General features: G+C 58.3%; 18 protein-coding genes and 1 pseudogene. 7 read left to right on the forward strand and 12 right to left on the reverse strand.

Annotation, left to right across the window (positions count from 1 at the left end):
- Positions 1-21: 21 nt before the first annotated feature.
- The 4 genes and pseudogenes from ACFPWW_RS07865 to ACFPWW_RS07880 all read right to left on the reverse strand — a co-directional run bounded on the left by ACFPWW_RS07865 (position 22) and on the right by ACFPWW_RS07880 (position 4,096).
- Entirely contained in the window at positions 22-750 is a 729-nt protein-coding gene (locus ACFPWW_RS07865; RefSeq protein ID WP_112562815.1) for an ABC transporter ATP-binding protein, read from the reverse strand.
- The gene (locus ACFPWW_RS07870) at positions 750-1,616 is read right to left on the reverse strand and encodes an ABC transporter ATP-binding protein (RefSeq protein WP_112562817.1); all 867 of its coding nucleotides are present in this window, start codon (positions 1,614-1,616) and stop codon (positions 750-752) included. Before ACFPWW_RS07870 ends, ACFPWW_RS07865 begins: the two co-directional genes overlap by 1 nt.
- A pseudogene (gene livM, locus ACFPWW_RS07875) lies at positions 1,616-3,109 on the reverse strand (high-affinity branched-chain amino acid ABC transporter permease LivM); the annotation flags it as partial. The gene ACFPWW_RS07870 and the pseudogene livM, both read right to left, overlap by 1 nt.
- Before the next feature lie 84 nt (positions 3,110-3,193).
- Positions 3,194-4,096 carry a branched-chain amino acid ABC transporter permease gene (locus ACFPWW_RS07880; protein ID WP_377311305.1) on the reverse strand — a complete coding sequence of 301 codons (903 nt, stop codon included), beginning with the start codon at positions 4,094-4,096 and terminating at the stop codon, positions 3,194-3,196.
- A gap of 505 nt (positions 4,097-4,601) precedes the next feature.
- Here ACFPWW_RS07880 and cysQ point away from each other — a divergent pair.
- Positions 4,602-5,399, forward strand: a complete 798-nt coding sequence (cysQ, locus tag ACFPWW_RS07885; RefSeq protein ID WP_377311306.1) for a 3'(2'),5'-bisphosphate nucleotidase CysQ — start codon at positions 4,602-4,604, stop codon at positions 5,397-5,399.
- A 314-nt stretch (positions 5,400-5,713) separates the two neighbouring features.
- Here cysQ and ACFPWW_RS07890 read toward each other — a convergent pair whose 3' ends face one another.
- Entirely contained in the window at positions 5,714-5,884 is a 171-nt protein-coding gene (locus ACFPWW_RS07890) for a hypothetical protein (RefSeq protein WP_377311307.1), read from the reverse strand.
- Positions 5,885-6,075: 191 nt separating this feature from the next.
- On the opposite strand from ACFPWW_RS07890, the gene ACFPWW_RS07895 reads away from it, so the two are divergent.
- Complete coding sequence (locus ACFPWW_RS07895; RefSeq protein ID WP_112705957.1) at positions 6,076-6,792, forward strand: sugar transferase; 717 nt, start codon at positions 6,076-6,078, stop codon at positions 6,790-6,792.
- Positions 6,793-6,813: 21 nt separating this feature from the next.
- Here the strand turns inward: ACFPWW_RS07895 and ACFPWW_RS07900 are convergent, their stop codons facing one another.
- Entirely contained in the window at positions 6,814-7,560 is a 747-nt protein-coding gene (locus ACFPWW_RS07900) for a LuxR C-terminal-related transcriptional regulator (protein WP_377311308.1), read from the reverse strand.
- Between the two features lie 399 nt (positions 7,561-7,959).
- Here ACFPWW_RS07900 and ACFPWW_RS07905 point away from each other — a divergent pair, with 399 nt between their 5' ends.
- The gene (locus tag ACFPWW_RS07905) at positions 7,960-8,235 is read left to right on the forward strand and encodes a DUF1153 domain-containing protein (RefSeq protein WP_007533628.1); all 276 of its coding nucleotides are present in this window, start codon (positions 7,960-7,962) and stop codon (positions 8,233-8,235) included.
- A gap of 15 nt (positions 8,236-8,250) precedes the next feature.
- On the opposite strand, the gene ACFPWW_RS07910 is transcribed toward ACFPWW_RS07905, so the two are convergent.
- Positions 8,251-8,682: a paraquat-inducible protein A gene (locus tag ACFPWW_RS07910; protein ID WP_377311407.1), complete on the reverse strand. Its 432-nt coding sequence runs from the start codon at positions 8,680-8,682 to the stop codon at positions 8,251-8,253.
- 135 nt (positions 8,683-8,817) lie between these two features.
- Here ACFPWW_RS07910 and ACFPWW_RS07915 point away from each other — a divergent pair, with 135 nt between their 5' ends.
- A complete protein-coding gene (locus tag ACFPWW_RS07915; protein WP_112562830.1) occupies positions 8,818-9,096 on the forward strand; it encodes a GNAT family N-acetyltransferase in 279 nt (92 codons plus the stop codon).
- A gap of 117 nt (positions 9,097-9,213) precedes the next feature.
- On the opposite strand, the gene ACFPWW_RS07920 is transcribed toward ACFPWW_RS07915, so the two are convergent.
- The gene (locus ACFPWW_RS07920) at positions 9,214-9,564 is read right to left on the reverse strand and encodes a flagellar export protein FliJ (protein ID WP_112543982.1); all 351 of its coding nucleotides are present in this window, start codon (positions 9,562-9,564) and stop codon (positions 9,214-9,216) included.
- 436 nt (positions 9,565-10,000) lie between these two features.
- Here ACFPWW_RS07920 and ctrA point away from each other — a divergent pair, with 436 nt between their 5' ends.
- Entirely contained in the window at positions 10,001-10,702 is a 702-nt protein-coding gene (ctrA, locus tag ACFPWW_RS07925) for a response regulator transcription factor CtrA (protein ID WP_112562832.1), read from the forward strand.
- A 124-nt stretch (positions 10,703-10,826) separates the two neighbouring features.
- Here the strand turns inward: ctrA and ACFPWW_RS07930 are convergent, their stop codons facing one another.
- Together ACFPWW_RS07930 and chpT are read right to left on the reverse strand one after the other, a co-directional pair.
- On the reverse strand, positions 10,827-11,189 hold the full coding sequence (locus ACFPWW_RS07930; RefSeq protein WP_112562834.1) for a response regulator: 363 nt from the start codon (positions 11,187-11,189) through the stop codon (positions 10,827-10,829).
- 113 nt (positions 11,190-11,302) lie between these two features.
- Positions 11,303-11,950, reverse strand: a complete 648-nt coding sequence (gene chpT, locus ACFPWW_RS07935; protein ID WP_112562836.1) for a histidine phosphotransferase ChpT — start codon at positions 11,948-11,950, stop codon at positions 11,303-11,305.
- Between the two features lie 181 nt (positions 11,951-12,131).
- Here chpT and ACFPWW_RS07940 point away from each other — a divergent pair, with 181 nt between their 5' ends.
- Together ACFPWW_RS07940 and ACFPWW_RS07945 are read left to right on the forward strand one after the other, a co-directional pair.
- A complete protein-coding gene (locus tag ACFPWW_RS07940; RefSeq protein ID WP_112563189.1) occupies positions 12,132-12,719 on the forward strand; it encodes a DUF1134 domain-containing protein in 588 nt (195 codons plus the stop codon).
- Between the two features lie 129 nt (positions 12,720-12,848).
- Entirely contained in the window at positions 12,849-14,009 is a 1,161-nt protein-coding gene (locus ACFPWW_RS07945) for a hypothetical protein (protein WP_377311309.1), read from the forward strand.
- A gap of 4 nt (positions 14,010-14,013) precedes the next feature.
- On the opposite strand, the gene ACFPWW_RS07950 is transcribed toward ACFPWW_RS07945, so the two are convergent.
- Together ACFPWW_RS07950 and ACFPWW_RS07955 are read right to left on the reverse strand one after the other, a co-directional pair.
- Positions 14,014-14,838 carry a TrmH family RNA methyltransferase gene (locus ACFPWW_RS07950; protein WP_377311310.1) on the reverse strand — a complete coding sequence of 275 codons (825 nt, stop codon included), beginning with the start codon at positions 14,836-14,838 and terminating at the stop codon, positions 14,014-14,016.
- A 7-nt stretch (positions 14,839-14,845) separates the two neighbouring features.
- Positions 14,846-15,238 carry a hypothetical protein gene (locus ACFPWW_RS07955; RefSeq protein ID WP_377311311.1) on the reverse strand — a complete coding sequence of 131 codons (393 nt, stop codon included), beginning with the start codon at positions 15,236-15,238 and terminating at the stop codon, positions 14,846-14,848.
- Between the last annotated feature and the right edge of the window lie 3 nt (positions 15,239-15,241).

The following is a 15,241-nucleotide window of genomic DNA, read 5'->3' on the forward strand; positions in this document are numbered from 1 at the left end:
AAACTCTCCTGTACGCGAGGATCAATGCCGGCCGCCTTCGAGATAAGCGGCGCGAACCTCCGGATTGGCAAGCAGATCCTTGCCGGAACCGCTCATCGTCACCTTGCCATTGACCATCACGTAAGCGCGATGCGAAAGTTTCAAAGCTGCAAATGCGTTCTGCTCAACAAGGAATACGGTCAATCCCTCGTTTTCATTGAGTTTTTTGATTGCTTCGAAAATGCCTTTGACGATCAGTGGCGCAAGACCAAGCGAGGGCTCATCAAGCAACAGTAGTTTCGGGCGAGCCATAAGCGCACGACCGATCGAAAGCATCTGCTGCTCGCCGCCAGACAGAGTTCCGCCACGCTGCGAGTGACGTTCCTTAAGGCGCGGGAACATTGCGAAAATTTTCTCTACATCCTCATGGAAGTACTTGAGATTATCGAGACCGGCGCCCATCTGGAGATTCTCCATAACGGTCATGCGCGGGAAGATACGTCGCCCTTCGGGTGATTGGGCGATACGAAGCCGCGCGATCTCATGTGTCGGCAGCTTGGTAATATCCTGTCCATCGAAAATAATCGAGCCGGTACGGGCTTGCGGGCTGCCGCAGATCGTCATCATCAACGTTGATTTGCCAGCGCCGTTGGCGCCGATCAGACTAACGATCTCTCCCTTGTTTACTTCAACATCGATACCGGCAAGCGCGCGAATATTGCCGTAATATGTCTCGACGCCCTGAATCTTGAGAAGATGCTCCCCGGCCATCAGATTGCGCCCCCTTCTACGGTCGCTATGACCTCTTCAACTTCTTCATCTTCGACACCAAGGTAGGCCGCAATGACCCTTGGATCGTTCTTCACATGATCGGGCGTGCCATCGGAGATTTTCTGGCCATACTCCAGAACGATAACATGATCGGAAATCTCCATGACCACCGACATGTCATGCTCGATAAGCAGAATAGATGTACCCGTTTCAGCACGAATTCCTCGCAGGAGGGCGTTAAGGGCAGCCGATTCACGTGGGTTAAGACCTGCCGCAGGCTCATCGAGGCAGAGAAGCTCAGGGCCAGTACACATGGCACGGGCGATTTCCAGACGGCGCTGTGCGCCATAAGGCAGATCACCGGCCGGATCATCAGCGCGATCGATCAGATCAGCCTTCTCGAGCCAAAAACGCGCAAGCTCGATCGCTGCTGCGGCTTCCTTTTTGTAAGGGCCAATGCCGAGGAGGCCCAGCACGGTGAATCCCGAAGCCTTCATCAGTTTGTTATGTTGAGCAACGAGAAGGTTTTCCAGAACGGTAAGGCCCGAAAACAGGCGAATGTTCTGAAAGGTGCGCGCAACTTTGGCTTCCTTGGTAATGCGGAAGTCCGGCAGGCGCTCCAGCAGATACTCCTTGCCGCTCTTTTGCGTCAACGTGATCATGCCCATCGTCGGCTTGTAGAAACCGGTGATGCAGTTGAAGACGGTCGTCTTGCCGGCGCCGTTCGGACCGATAAGCGCGGTGATCTCGCCACGTTTGGCTTCGAAGGAAAAGTCGTTGATGGCCATCAGACCGCCGAACTTCATCGACAGGTGCTCGACCTTAAGCAAAGTGTCACTCGACATCGTGTTCTCGACAGGGCTCATCAACCATGGCCCTCTTTGGTAAAGCTTCCCGAAACCGCTTTGCGCTCTTTGAGGAAAGCGGTCGGTTCACGTGAGCCAACGAAACCGCGCGGCTTGATAAGCATCACTACAACCATGGCAAGGCCGAATATCAGCATGCGATAGAGTTCCGGCGTAAAGGTCGGCCCGAAGATATCCTTCAGGAAATCCATGCTCCGCAGCGCCTCCGTGCCACCAACCATCACAATCGCAGCAATAGCAATGCCGGTAAGCGAACCCATACCACCCAGAACAACAATGGCGAGAATGACCGCCGATTCAAGGAAAACGAAAGATTCAGGCGAAACGAACCCCTGACGCGCCGCGAAGAAGGAACCAGCGAAACCGGCAAACATCGCCCCCGTCGCAAAGGCGGTTAGTTTTGTCGTGACCGTATTGATCCCAAGCGAACGGCAAGCGATCTCGTCTTCACGCAGGGCCTCCCATGCTCGACCGATCGGCATACGGCGAAGTCTTATCGTTACATAGGCCGTCAGCATGCACAGAGCCAAGATAACGTAAAACAGGAAGACCTTGTAATAACCCGATGCCATCGGGAGCCCGAAAGCCTTCGCGAAGTTGTTCGGTTTGCCGATATCAAAGCTCCAGATGCCAAAGATCGAAGCCTTGGCGATGCCGGTGATACCGAAAGTCCCCTTTGTCACATCAGTCCAATTGATGAGGACAAGACGGATGATTTCGCCAAAGGCAAGCGTGACAATCGCCAGGTAATCGCCGCGAAGGCGCAACACCGGGAAACCGAGAATCAGCCCCCAAAGCGCCGCGAGTATGCCCGAAAGCGGCAACAGCACCCAAAATGACAGACCAAAATAGCTTGACAGCAACGCATAGGAATAAGCTCCGACCGCGTAGAAAGCGACGTAGCCAAGATCAAGAAGGCCAGCCAACCCGACGACAATGTTCAGGCCCCACGCCAGCATCACGTAAATCAGGATCTGAACCCCGAAATTGTCAACGAACGTCAACGAACCCTGCGCACCGAATTTCGCCACCATCACCAGTGGATAGAGTATCAGCGCAACAAGCACGACCTTCAGAAAATGGGTCTCGTATAGGCTCTTTTCCTGCGGCAAACCCAATCTTGCTGCTTCCGCATTTCGCTCGTTCCGTTTTTTTTCGGCAGGGAGCAAAACATAAATAGCCAGCAAACACAGGAGTGCCACCACCACGACAATACCGGCCAGAATAGCCAGATCGTACCATTGTTCCTTCTGAACAAAGTCGGCGGCAATGAATGCCACGATCAGCAAAATCACCACAGGCAATGCAACACGCATGACCCTGGCAAAAAGACCTGGCCTCGCCTTGAAGATAACGACCAAAAAACGACCAGCGGCCGCAATCAGCACGAAAACTGCCAGCAGGCCCCAGCGTTGAACAACGATCAGCTCGTTGTTTATGTTTTGCTGCGTGCCGAGACCGATATAGAGAACGAACAAGCCAAGCGAAATGAGGCCAGTAAGGAAGGCTTCTTTAAACCCCTTCTGGACAATCGAAGACCACGGCTTACCCGCAGAAGTGTCGATGTTTGCCATGATTTATACCTTCTCGACTTCCGGTCGCCCGAGGATGCCCGTCGGCTTGAAGATCAGCACGAATGCAAGGATGGCGAAGGTGGCGACATCCTTGTACGCGATGGTGAAATAGGCCGACCACAGGGATTCGATGAGGCCGATCATCAGCCCGCCGAGAACGGCGCCCGGCAGCGAGCCGATGCCGCCGAGAACGGCTGCGGTGAAGGCCTTGACGCCCGGGATGAAGCCATCCGTGAAGGACGCGACACCGTAGTACATCAGGAACATCGTGCCGGCGACGGCAGCGAGCGCCGCACCCATGACGAAGGTAATGGAAATGGTCTGGTCGACATTGACGCCGAGCAGCGCCGCCATCTTGCGGTCCTGTTCGGTTGCGCGCTGGGCGCGCCCGAGCGCCGTCTTGTTGACGAGATACCAGAAGGCGGCAAGCAGGACGACCGTCACGACAATGATGATGATCTGCTTCAGCGAGATCGAAATGCCGCCGACATTGTAGACCGTGCCGACGAGCGGCGGGATCGGCTTGTTGCGCGGACCCTGCGTGACCTGGATGAAGTTGGACAGCGTGATCGACATGCCGATCGCGGTAATCAGCGGCGCCAGGCGGAACGAACCGCGCAGCGGACGGTAGGCGACGCGCTCGATCGTCCAGTTCCACAAACTCGTCATCAGCATCGCGACCACAAGCATTGCCAGCAGCAGCACGGCTACCGGAAGACCTGCAAAGATGGATGTGAGAACGAGAAAGACGATAAGAGCAGCGAAACCACCAAGCATGAAAATGTCGCCATGGGCGAAGTTGATCATGCCGATAATGCCGTAAACCATCGTATAGCCAATAGCCACAAGGCCATAGATGGATCCGAGAGTCAGCCCGTTGAAGAGCTGCTGGACGAAATACTCCATATGTCATTTCCCCTGGATGCGAACCAAATTTAAGTTGCATCTCTTATTGGTTTTATCGCACGTGCTTTCACACGAGCCACTAGTCGCATTGCATAGCGGTTTCGCCGGAAATGTGAAGACAAAAAGGATTTACTGGGCCAGAATCTTGGGCAAACAGGCCTAAATGGCGCAATTCGAACCAAAATCCACACAAAAACGGCATGAAATGGCAAATTTTTAGCCAGAGCCAGCCTTGTCCATTAATCTTTTGGCGCGAACCAGGTCAGGAAATACCCGCCTCGTGCGTAAACTATTCCACAAATAAGGAAGCTGGCGAAATTTCAGCCTCCGGGATGCCGGCAATTGCGAATGCCATTTCACGAGCATCGCTCACAATGCGCTTTGTGCCGGCAAGCGAGCCTGTGCTAGAGTTGCAGCTTCCCGGCAAGGGGATGCGGCAACGGCTCCCATGCACTATATGAGGCGCAGCAGTCTCAAGGCGAATTCGCAGACGAACGGCAGGATCATGCTGAGCACATTTGAACGGGCGGCGCTCGAAGCCGGCAGGGCCATCATCGAGGTCTTCTGCAACGGCTGCCCGGTGGAAATGAAGGCTGACGAAAGCCCTGTGACGGTCGCCGACCGGGAGGCCGAGCGCATCATACTGACGCATCTGGAACGCGATTTCCCCGACATCCCCGTCATCGCCGAAGAATCGGTGGCCGCCGGCAATGTGCCCGATATCGCCGGAAAGTCGTTCTTCCTCGTCGATCCTCTCGACGGCACCCGTGAATTCCTGGACAAACGCCAGGAATTCACCGTCAACATCGCCTATGTGGAAAATGGCGCTCCCGTCGCCGGCATCGTCTTTGCCCCGGCCCTCGGCATCGCATTTTCCGGCGAGCGCGCGCATGCAGAAAAGCTGGTGATCGACGAGAATTTTGCCATAAAGGCGAGAATGCCGATCAAAGTGCGCAAGCAGCCGGCGGAAACCCTGGCGCTCGCAAGCTTTCGGCACGACAGTCCCGAGACCGGCCTTTTCCTTGCGAAACATGCGATCTCCAAATGCACCAATATCGGCTCGTCCCTGAAGTTCTGCCTGCTGGCGGAAGGCAAGGCCGACGTCTACCCGCGTTTCACCCGCACGATGGAGTGGGATACCGCAGCCGGCGACGCGGTGCTGCGCGCAGCAGGCGGTTCGACCGTGACGATGGACGGCCGGCCGCTTATCTACGGCAAGACCGGTGCGGCTGCCGATTTCGACTTCGCAAATCCCCACTTCGTCTCCTGGGGCGGCACCAAGCCTGTGCTTGAGCAGGCGTAACGATCGCCGCCCCCCTGGCGTCTTTGCCTTTGCGCGGCATTGTTCCGCGCAACTGCCGGGCACCCGAGCCCGGATGTTTCCGGCCGGGAGAATCACCCGGCAACTTCCGTCTCCGCTTTTCACCTCGATAACCCGTGCGCCACCTTGCGGGCGCATGCGCCTTGACACAATGTCGCCACAATCTGCACCGCCGCCCCAATGTGACTTCGGTAACATCGCCGCGACAGGCAGACATAATTGTGGCAGTCAGACCGTAGTTTCGGAAGGCCGGCTCCGGCCGCCTCCCCTCGTTCCCATTCCGGCACAATAGACGATCAATTCCATTCCGGCAGGGCCAGGATCGCCTTGTCGCCGACGGGAATGGCACGTTTTGGTACGGTGTAGGCCACAACCATCACAACCGTCGTTTGCTGTCCCGAATCTGCCAAACACATAAAATTCCTAATAAAAATCCCGGTTGAAAAATAAAACTCCTGATTTTGCATAAACTTAACGCAACTGCGAAGTTTGCTGCGATGCGAAATTTCTCTGGACTCGGTTAAACAAATGTCGCAAATTTAGGATGTAGTAGGGTTAAACGTCGCCTAACATTGTCGCGCCTTATTCTGGCGCTAACCAAGCCAGCGAATGACACCGCCGAAAGCTTCAAAATACAAAGGGTAGATCCTTGAGCGTCATGGACCTTAACAAAAGTATTTCTGAAGAGAGCTTTCGCGTTACGCCTGTTCGTCAGGTCAACGCGAGGTTCCCAGTTACCGCACTCGACAGCATCGTTCCGCCCCCCGCCTCGGTGCAGTTCGTGCTGAAGCGAGCCTTCGATATTTTTGCCTCGATCAGCGCGCTCATCGTGCTTGCCCCGCTGCTTCTGGTCGTCGCAGCCCTGATCAAGATGGACAGCCCCGGTCCCGTTCTTTTCAAGCAGACGCGCTGGGGCAAGAACTGCCGCGCCATCAAGGTCTACAAGTTCCGTTCCATGCGCACGGACATGCAGGACGTCACCGGCGTCGCGCAGACGGTCAAGAACGACCCCCGCGTCACCCGCGTCGGCGCCTTCCTGCGTCGCTCGAACATTGACGAGCTGCCGCAGCTTCTCAACGTGCTGAAGGGCGACATGTCGGTCGTCGGACCGCGCTGCCACGCGATCGGCATGCGTGCCGGCGGCATGCTCTACGAAGAACTCGTTCCGCAATATCATCACCGCCACGCCATGCGTCCGGGCATCACCGGCCTGGCGCAGATGCGCGGCCTGCGCGGCCCGACGGACCGCCCGGCCAAGGCGCGCGCCCGCATCGCCAGCGATCTCTATTATGTCGAGAACTTCTCGCTGCTGATGGACATGCGCATCATCGTCGGAACGCTGATTTCCGAGCTGAACGGCGGCAAAGGCTTCTGATGGAATAAAGGGTATCGGCTGTTACAGCAGCCGGTACCGGAATGCCCGGGCAACCGCCTGCATGCGGTTGACCGAATCCAGCTTGCGCATCGCGCTCTTCAAATATCCCACCACCGTATGCGACGACAGGTCGAGAATGATCGCAATTTCGTCGCTGCTCTTGCCTGCAGCCGACCAGCGCAGACATTCGATCTCGCGCCGGGTGAGCGTTTCGGACGGCCGGTCTTCCGGCTTCTCGTCGCTCGGCAGCGTGTCCAGGAGCTCCATGCAGCCATAGAGCAACGCCATCGCCTCCTCGTGGGAAGGCATGGCGCGCGCGCCCGAAAAAGCGAATATGTATTGTTTCAGGTCAGCGTCGTGCAGCGCGAACGCGAAGGTGCGCTGCAGCCCGTGCATCTGAAACATCGTGTTGAGACGGCGGTTTTCCTGATTCGCCGCATTGCCGCCGAAAGGCCCCTCCTCGCAGAAGACAGGCATGATCGTGCGCTTCATGACGGCGACCAGCTTGCTGCAATAGAAGAGGTCCGCCTCCTCATAGAAATTGATGAGGCTCTGCGGCCAGTTGCTGACCAGCTTGTTTTCGAGAAAGGCCGTGCGGTCCCCGCGCGGGAAGACGGAAAACAGGTAATATTCGAACCCGGCGGCCTTCGCCAGCGCGTCCAGGCGGCTTGGGCCGTCGACGGCGGAAACGCCGGCAAAACGGGCCTCGGACGCAGAAAATGCGGCATCATCGGCGCAGTCGCGGACTGCGCGTTCACGTCTCTTCATTCTCGTGTTCCTTCACGGGCCTGGCTTCGGCTCTGCCTCGCAACCGGCCGCGGATCGGACGCGCCGGACGATCGGAAAGACGGCATTTGCCCCGCATCCGAAGGACACGAAGCAATCAAACGGCAATCTTTATTGATACTGCGAGAAGAGCGGAGACGAAGTCTTTGCGCTCATACTTATGTTGCAGCGCTTATAAGATTGTCCGGGAAAAATATGTAACATTTATTCCGCATGGCTCCCATGCAGCCGCCTCAAATTGACGTAACGGCAGGCACCCGCAAATCAGCCGTCCGGGCGCGCGTCTAAATTTGTTATCAAAGTCTTACGATGCGTTTAGGCAATTTTTAAATGTGGCAAGTTAGAGTGGCGCCCGTGGTCTTGCGTTGTGTAGAGAGTCCAATGACCGAAATGATACGTCCCCGAGTGAAATATGTCATCGGCCCCGATGGCAGCCCCCTGACGATTGCGGATCTTCCGCCGCCCAATACGCGGCGCTGGGTCATCCGCCGGAAGGCAGAGGTTGTCGCGGCAGTTCGCGGTGGCCTGTTGAGCTTGGAAGAAGCCTGCGAGCGGTACACGCTCACTGTCGAAGAATTCCTGTCCTGGCAGTCCTCCATCAACAGCCATGGTCTTGCCGGCCTGCGCACCACGCGCATCCAGCAATACCGCCACTGAGCCACCATTCGCTGATTATTTCGGGCCGGACGCATTTCCCTTGAGGGAATGAAGAAGGCCCGAAATCATTGCCGAGGCCGCGTAACACCAGAGGCCGGGCTGCGTAAACGCATTCGCAAGTCCCGTCGTCTTCGCCGCCGCAATCACGATCGCGACGAGCAGCACATCCATCATGGACCACTTGGACAGATGCGGCACGACATTGCGATAAAACAGGCTGCCGGTGCCGCCGGCAGCCTCCGATTCAGCCGCGATCCCGATCATCTTCAGAACCGGCAGCACGATCGAGACAAGCGCAACGAGCGCAGCAAGCGCCATGTCGCCGCCGGTCCAGAGCGAAGCCACGATCTGCAGGAGTGACGGCGTCTCGTCGAAGAACCAGAGCTTCTCGAAACGGATGAGCGGAAGCACAAGGCCGAGCGCCAGCAGGAACGGCGCCGCTACCATGAGAACGGGCCGGATCGCCGCAAGCCTGTTCAAGTTTCCCCTCCCCTTTTGAACACACTGTCTCCTGCCGCCACGCTTGGCATGCCGATGCGGCCATGTCACGCTTCCGGCCATACAATTCTTCAAGAGACAGGCATGGATATCAGGATTGAGGAAAACGGTTCCGGCGGCCGCTACGTTGCGACTGTGGAAGGCCATGATGCGGAAATGACCTATTCCCGCACATCGCCGAAACTTATCATCATCGATCATACCGGCGTGCCGGACGCTTTGCGCGGCAAGGGCGTCGGCCAGGCGCTCGCCCTTCATGCGGTCGAGGCGGCCCGCAAGGGCGGCTGGAAGATCATCCCGCTGTGCCCCTTCTTCAAATCACAGGCGCAGCGCCACCCCGAATGGAACGACGTGGTGAACTGAGAAAGCCGCCTGGCGCGGCAGAAACACCAAAAGCCATGCATGACGGACACCGCGCCCGTCATGCATGGCTTCTGTATCAATCCCCCAAGGCGCCGGGCATCGGCGCCCGCAGTATCGTCAGGCCCTGGCGCGGACTGCGCCGTCGCGCTCTTCGAGCGCCGTCGCCCTGGCATATTCCGCCTGCATTTCCTCCAGCGCCAGTTCCAGCGCCTCCTCCTGAACCTTCAGTTCCTTGATCGAGACCTGAAGATTGTCGGCACGCTGACGTGCGGCCTTGGCGAAGGTCGGATATGCAAAGTGATTCGGGTCGGAAATACCGGACTTCTTTTCCTCGACGACGATCTGGCTCTCCAGATCCTTCGTCATCCGTTCAAATTCGGACATCATCATCTGCAATTGCTGCAGCTGACGACGTTTTTCGTTAACCTGAAACTCCTTCAGGCGAACGAGGCTCTCTCGCGACTTCATACGCATTACTCCCGTGATGCGAGACCCCGGCTCAACTTGAAACCGCCCTTGCGCGCCGCTTTGACACGGTTTGCCGAAAAATTTCCTGCGATATTAACAAAAACCTACCGCTGGTAACCTTTCGTTTACGGGCATCGTTAATGATAGGCCCGATGATTTAAGGCTCGGTAAATGCCAGGACAGGAAAACCGAACCTTTTCATTAGCGAGTCGGATGAATCACTTAGCGCTGTTTCTTAATGTCCAAGTTGAGAATAGGGTTTTGAGATTCCCATTGGAAAACAGAGAAATGGAAAAATTATTTAATAAATTCGATACTCCTTGCCAGAGTGAATTAGAATTTGTTAACCATTTCGTGGCAGCTTCCAAATCACGTAGCTTATTCGGTATCGCGTAGGGGGCCATGCCACCTTTCGGCGGCGGTAAAGGGGATAATTATGCGGGTACTTCTCATCGAGGATGACAGCGCTACGGCGCAGAGCATCGAACTGATGCTCAAATCTGAGAGTTTTAATGTTTATACGACGGATCTCGGCGAAGAAGGCGTGGATCTGGGCAAGCTATACGATTACGATATCATCCTTCTCGATCTGAACCTTCCCGACATGTCCGGATATGAAGTGCTGCGCACTCTCCGCCTGTCGAAGGTCAAGACGCCGATCCTCATCCTTTCGGGCATGGCCGGCATCGAAGACAAGGTTCGCGGTCTCGGCTTCGGCGCCGACGACTATATGACCAAGCCGTTCCACAAGGACGAGCTCGTCGCCCGTATCCACGCCATCGTCCGCCGCTCCAAGGGCCATGCCCAGTCGGTCATCGTCACGGGCGAACTCATCGTCAACCTCGACGCTAAGACCGTCGAAGTCGGCGGCCAGCGCGTGCACCTGACGGGCAAGGAATACCAGATGCTGGAGCTTCTCTCGCTCCGCAAGGGCACCACGCTCACCAAGGAAATGTTCCTGAACCACCTTTACGGCGGCATGGACGAGCCGGAACTGAAGATCATCGACGTCTTCATCTGCAAGCTGCGCAAGAAGCTCGCAAATGCTGCCGGCGGCGCCAACTATATCGAAACCGTCTGGGGTCGCGGCTATGTGCTGCGCGAGCCCGATGGTGCCGAATACGCCGAAACCGCCTGATCCGCCGAATCCCCTTATCCTTGAAAGTCCCGCCCTTGTGGCGGGATTTTTGTTTGGGCGCGGCTATCGCGAAATGAAAAAGCCGCCCCGAAGGACGGCTCCCGTTAACGATTGGCGCGGCCCGTCAGGCGGCGATTGCCCGATTTCCGAACACGGCGGTAAGGATCTTGCGGTCGAAGGGCTTGAGCAGGAAGTCGGTGGCCCCGGCCCGCTTGCCGGCCATCAGCTTCTTGAGATCCGCCTCGATGACGCAATAATAGATCTTCACCTCTTTGCCGCCATCCATGGCGCGGATGGCAGCGATGAGATCGAGCGCTCCCTCCATGCCCGAATCGACGATCAGATATTCGGGAAGTTCGGCCTGGCAGCGCTGCAGCGCCTCTTCGGCATTCGAGGCTTCGCTGACCAGGAAATCGAGCTCGGAAAGGATTCGCTTGCCGACCTTACGAACGATGTCCGAACTGTCGGTGATCATGAATCTCTGCATGGCAGCTCCTTACCCCTCGCGCCGTCTCCGTCGAGGGCCTTCCTAACCTTCGAAGATAGGTCGATCAGGCTAAGGAATCGTTACCGCCGCCGCTTCGATCAGCAATCGGTGAACTACGCGGCAGCGACCTTGGCAGTGAAGACGATCTCTTCGGCGCCGACCACATGATCCAGGACCATGCCGCATTCTTCCGCCAGCAGCACCGTATAGTAAGGCTGGATCGAATGCGCATCGATCGCCTCTTCGACGGTGCCGGTGGCGATTTCGATGAATTTCGGCGGCACGCGCATCAGCTTGCCCTTGGCGACAAGCGTGAAGCTCGCATCGAATTCCGGATTTTCCAGCGTGATATCCAGACTGCCGCCGCGCGGGATGGAGGAATAGGCGACGAGGAAGAGGTTCAGGAGCAGCTTGACCCTGTTCTTGGCGACGATCGCGCGCGGACCGTTCCATGTCACCTCGGTCTTCTTTTCGGCCACCGCGAAGTCCTTGGCGGCGCGTTCCGCCTCGCCGGTATCGATCGAGGCGCCGACGGAACCGGAGGCACCGAAGGCAAGGCGTGCGAATTTGAGACGAACCGAAGCATTGAGCGCGCTGGTGCGGATGAGATCCATCGCGTCCGAATCCGCTCCGCCTTCGTCCAGAAGCTCCAGGCCGTTGTTGATCGCGCCCACGGGCGAGATCACGTCATGGCACACGCGGCTGCACAGAAGTGCTGCCAGGTCCGGGCCGGACAGAGTGAGATTCGGGTTCTTGGACATCATCGTCTCCTGAGGGCGGCAGTGTCATTCCACCCGGTAGTGTGCCTGATCAAAATTGCGCGAAGTTTGCGACCGTACTCATCGCCATAATGACACCATATTTGGTAAACCGATTGTTAAGACGATCGGCGCAAAATGCATCAAATGCCAATGCCCCTGACAATGACGAATGGATGACATCATGCGCCTCCAATTTCTCGGAAGATTTATCGGCTTCTGCAGGTTGCTGACCGCGATCATGGTATCCTCGGTGGTCGTGGCCGGACAGGCTGCCGCGCAGGACAACGGCCAGTACACGATGCAGGAGATCGTCGATGCCGGCCACTCCTTCTTCGGCTCCACCAGCGGCGGTCTGGCCAAGGTTGTTGAAAACGCCTTCCAGAAATACGGCCTGCCCAACGGCTACATTCTCGGTCAGGAAGGCGGCGGCGCCTTCATCGCCGGCCTCACCTACGGCGAGGGCCAGCTCAACACCAAGAATGCCGGCGAACATCCGCTTTACTGGCAGGGTCCCTCCCTCGGCCTCGATTACGGCGGCCAGGGCTCCCGCGTCATGATGCTGGTCTATGACCTGCCCTCCATCGATTCCATCTATGCGCGCTTCGGCGGCGTCAGCGGCTCGGCCTATGTCATTGCCGGCTTCGGCATGACGCTGCTCAAGAACAACAATGTCCTGGTCGTACCGATCCGCACCGGCGTCGGCGCCCGTCTCGGAATCAATGTCGGCTACCTCAAGATCACGCCGAACCCGACCTGGAACCCCTTCTGAAAAGCCGGAACCGGCGCTAATATCCTTGGGAATATGGTCTTGCCGGTGCGCGCAGCCTTGCCGATGCGGCGGCTGCGTGCTTAATCAACCGGACTGACCCGTATCAACCTTCGAATCGATGGCCGCGCCGTGATCGAATATGCTCTTTTGTTCGGATTGGGCTTCCTGACCGCGGCCTTTCTTGTCTTTCTGGTCTCGCCTGCCGTCCATCGCCGCATCGTCTGGTATACGGAAAACCGCCTCAAGGCGACGATGCCGCTGAGCCCGCAGGAAGTGCGGGCGCAGAAGGACATGGTGCGCGCGCTCTACGCCGCCGAAAATGCCCGCACGGCGCAGGACCTGCAGCGCGAACGCGAGAAATCGCTCTCCCTGCAGCTTCGCCACGACGCGCTCGCCGTCGATGCCGGCAGACTGGCCTCCGAAGTCAACGAGGCGCGCGCGCAGATCGGCGAAATGCAGGTTGAGGCGGCCGAGCAGCGCTCGCACCTGCGCAAGGACGAAAACTATATCAGCCAGCTGAAGACCAGCCTGCACATTGCCGAACAGGCCGGCTCCAACAAGGATAGCGAACTGGAAACGCTGCGTGCGCGGCTTTCCAAGCTTGCGGAACAGACGGACAGCCTGAAGATCGACCTTGCAGCGCGCGAGACGGAAGCCGAGAACCTGAAGTTCCGAGCCAACGCGCTGCGCGAGGAACGCGATACGATCCGCCAGGACACGATCGTGTTGCAGAAGCGCGCCAAGGACGCCGAACAGAAGCTCAGCCAGCAACAGCACATGGTCATTCGCCTGGAAGACAAGGCCGCCCGCGAGGCTGCCTCCGCGGCAGACAAGGAAGTTCTTCTCGGCCGCCGGCAGCAGGAAATCGCCAGGCTGAAGGATCAGCTGAAGGCCGCCAATGCCGAACTGCGCAAGGCCGCCAAGGTGCTGCGTGATGCCGGCCTCGCCAAGTCGCTGGCCGATCTGCCCGCCGAAGCGGCCAGCGAGGCGGAAGCCTCCGAACTCGATCTCACCGCCATCGCCGCGCAGATGAGCGACAATGTGCGCCGGCGCAGCGCAGCCCTTGCCGACCATCTGTTCAAGGCAAGAAACAACACGGGACGCGATGGCGCGCTTCGCGAGGAAATTACCTCGATCGCCGCCAACATGGTGGCGCTCACAGCCCTCAAGGAAGGCCCGTCCTCTCCGATCCTTCCCCTCCTTCCTGCCGCCGGCGAGAAGAAGGGAGCAAACGACCGCGTGAACCTCGCCGACCGCGCGGCTGCGATCATCGCCGATCCGCAGCGCTGAACCGTCAGATCCGCGCCATCGCCGAGGATATGGCAAAGAGCGCGATACCCGTCGCCGTCGCCACGTTGAGACTGTCCAGCCCGTCGGACTGGGGAATGCGCGCGCTGCGGAACCGGGAAAGCACTGCCTCCGGCAGCCCCTCGCCCTCGGTGCCGACGACGAGCGCCATGCGATCGCAAGCCGGTATCCGGCGGATGTCCGTTTCGCCGCGCGGAGAAAGCGTCCAGATGGCAAAGCCACGCTCGGCAAGGCTCGACAGCAGCGCAATCGCATCCCCGCCGCGGTGGTAGGGCGTGCTCAGCACCGAGCCGACCGAAACACGCAGCGCCTTGCGGTAGAGCGGATCGCAGCATGTCTCGTCAAGAAGGATCGCATCCGCCTTGAAGGCAGCGGCATTGCGAAACATCGACCCGGCATTGTCGTGATTGGAAATGCCGCAGCCCACCAGAACCAGCGCCCGCTCGGGCAGTCCATCGAGAAGCGCGGCCTCCGCCGCCTGCTCCCGCCGCCCGAGAGCGAGCACGCCGCGATGCATGTTGAAGCCGACGATACCGTCCAGAACATCGGCATCCGCCAGATAGACCGGCACCTCGACGGGAAAGCGGTCGAGAATCTCGGACACGCCCTCGAGCCGGTTGCGGAGCAGCAGTATCTTTTCGGCCGAAAATCCCCGGCCCGCCGCATGCGCCTCGGCAAGCATGCGCAGCACGACCGTGCCTTCGGCGATGAAGCGGTTCTGCCGGCCCGTCAGGTCGCGCTCGCGGATGTCGCGAAACTCCGCAATTCGCGGATCGCCGGGGTTTTCGATCGTGACGGGCTTTGCGGCCATGCCGGCCTCAATTGCCCGACAGCGTGATATTGGCCACGATCCGGCCTGCCTTGATGTCGAAGACCAGCGCCTTGCGCTTGCCGTCGACATCGGTGCCATAAAACAGGATCTGCCCGCCGGAAAGCGACGTCTGCTCGATCCTGAAGCCGATCGGCAGCGAAGCGGTTGCCGTTACCGGTGCGTCTGAAGGAACGCCGGAAGAGCCTGCAGATGCCGTGGCCTGGGACGGTTCCGCACGCGTCACCTTGTAGACAACGGCGCCGAAGACCGCCATAAGGCTCACGAACATGATGGCGCCCGAGACGATCTGCAGGCGAACCATCTTGCGCCGGACATTTTCCATAGCCGGATCGAGGGGCTTTTCTTCCTGCTCGTCGTCGGCTGGCTCGAATTTCGTCATCTA

Source organism: Rhizobium sp. GCM10022189 (assembly GCF_042656325.1).
GTDB lineage: Bacteria > Pseudomonadota > Alphaproteobacteria > Rhizobiales > Rhizobiaceae > Rhizobium.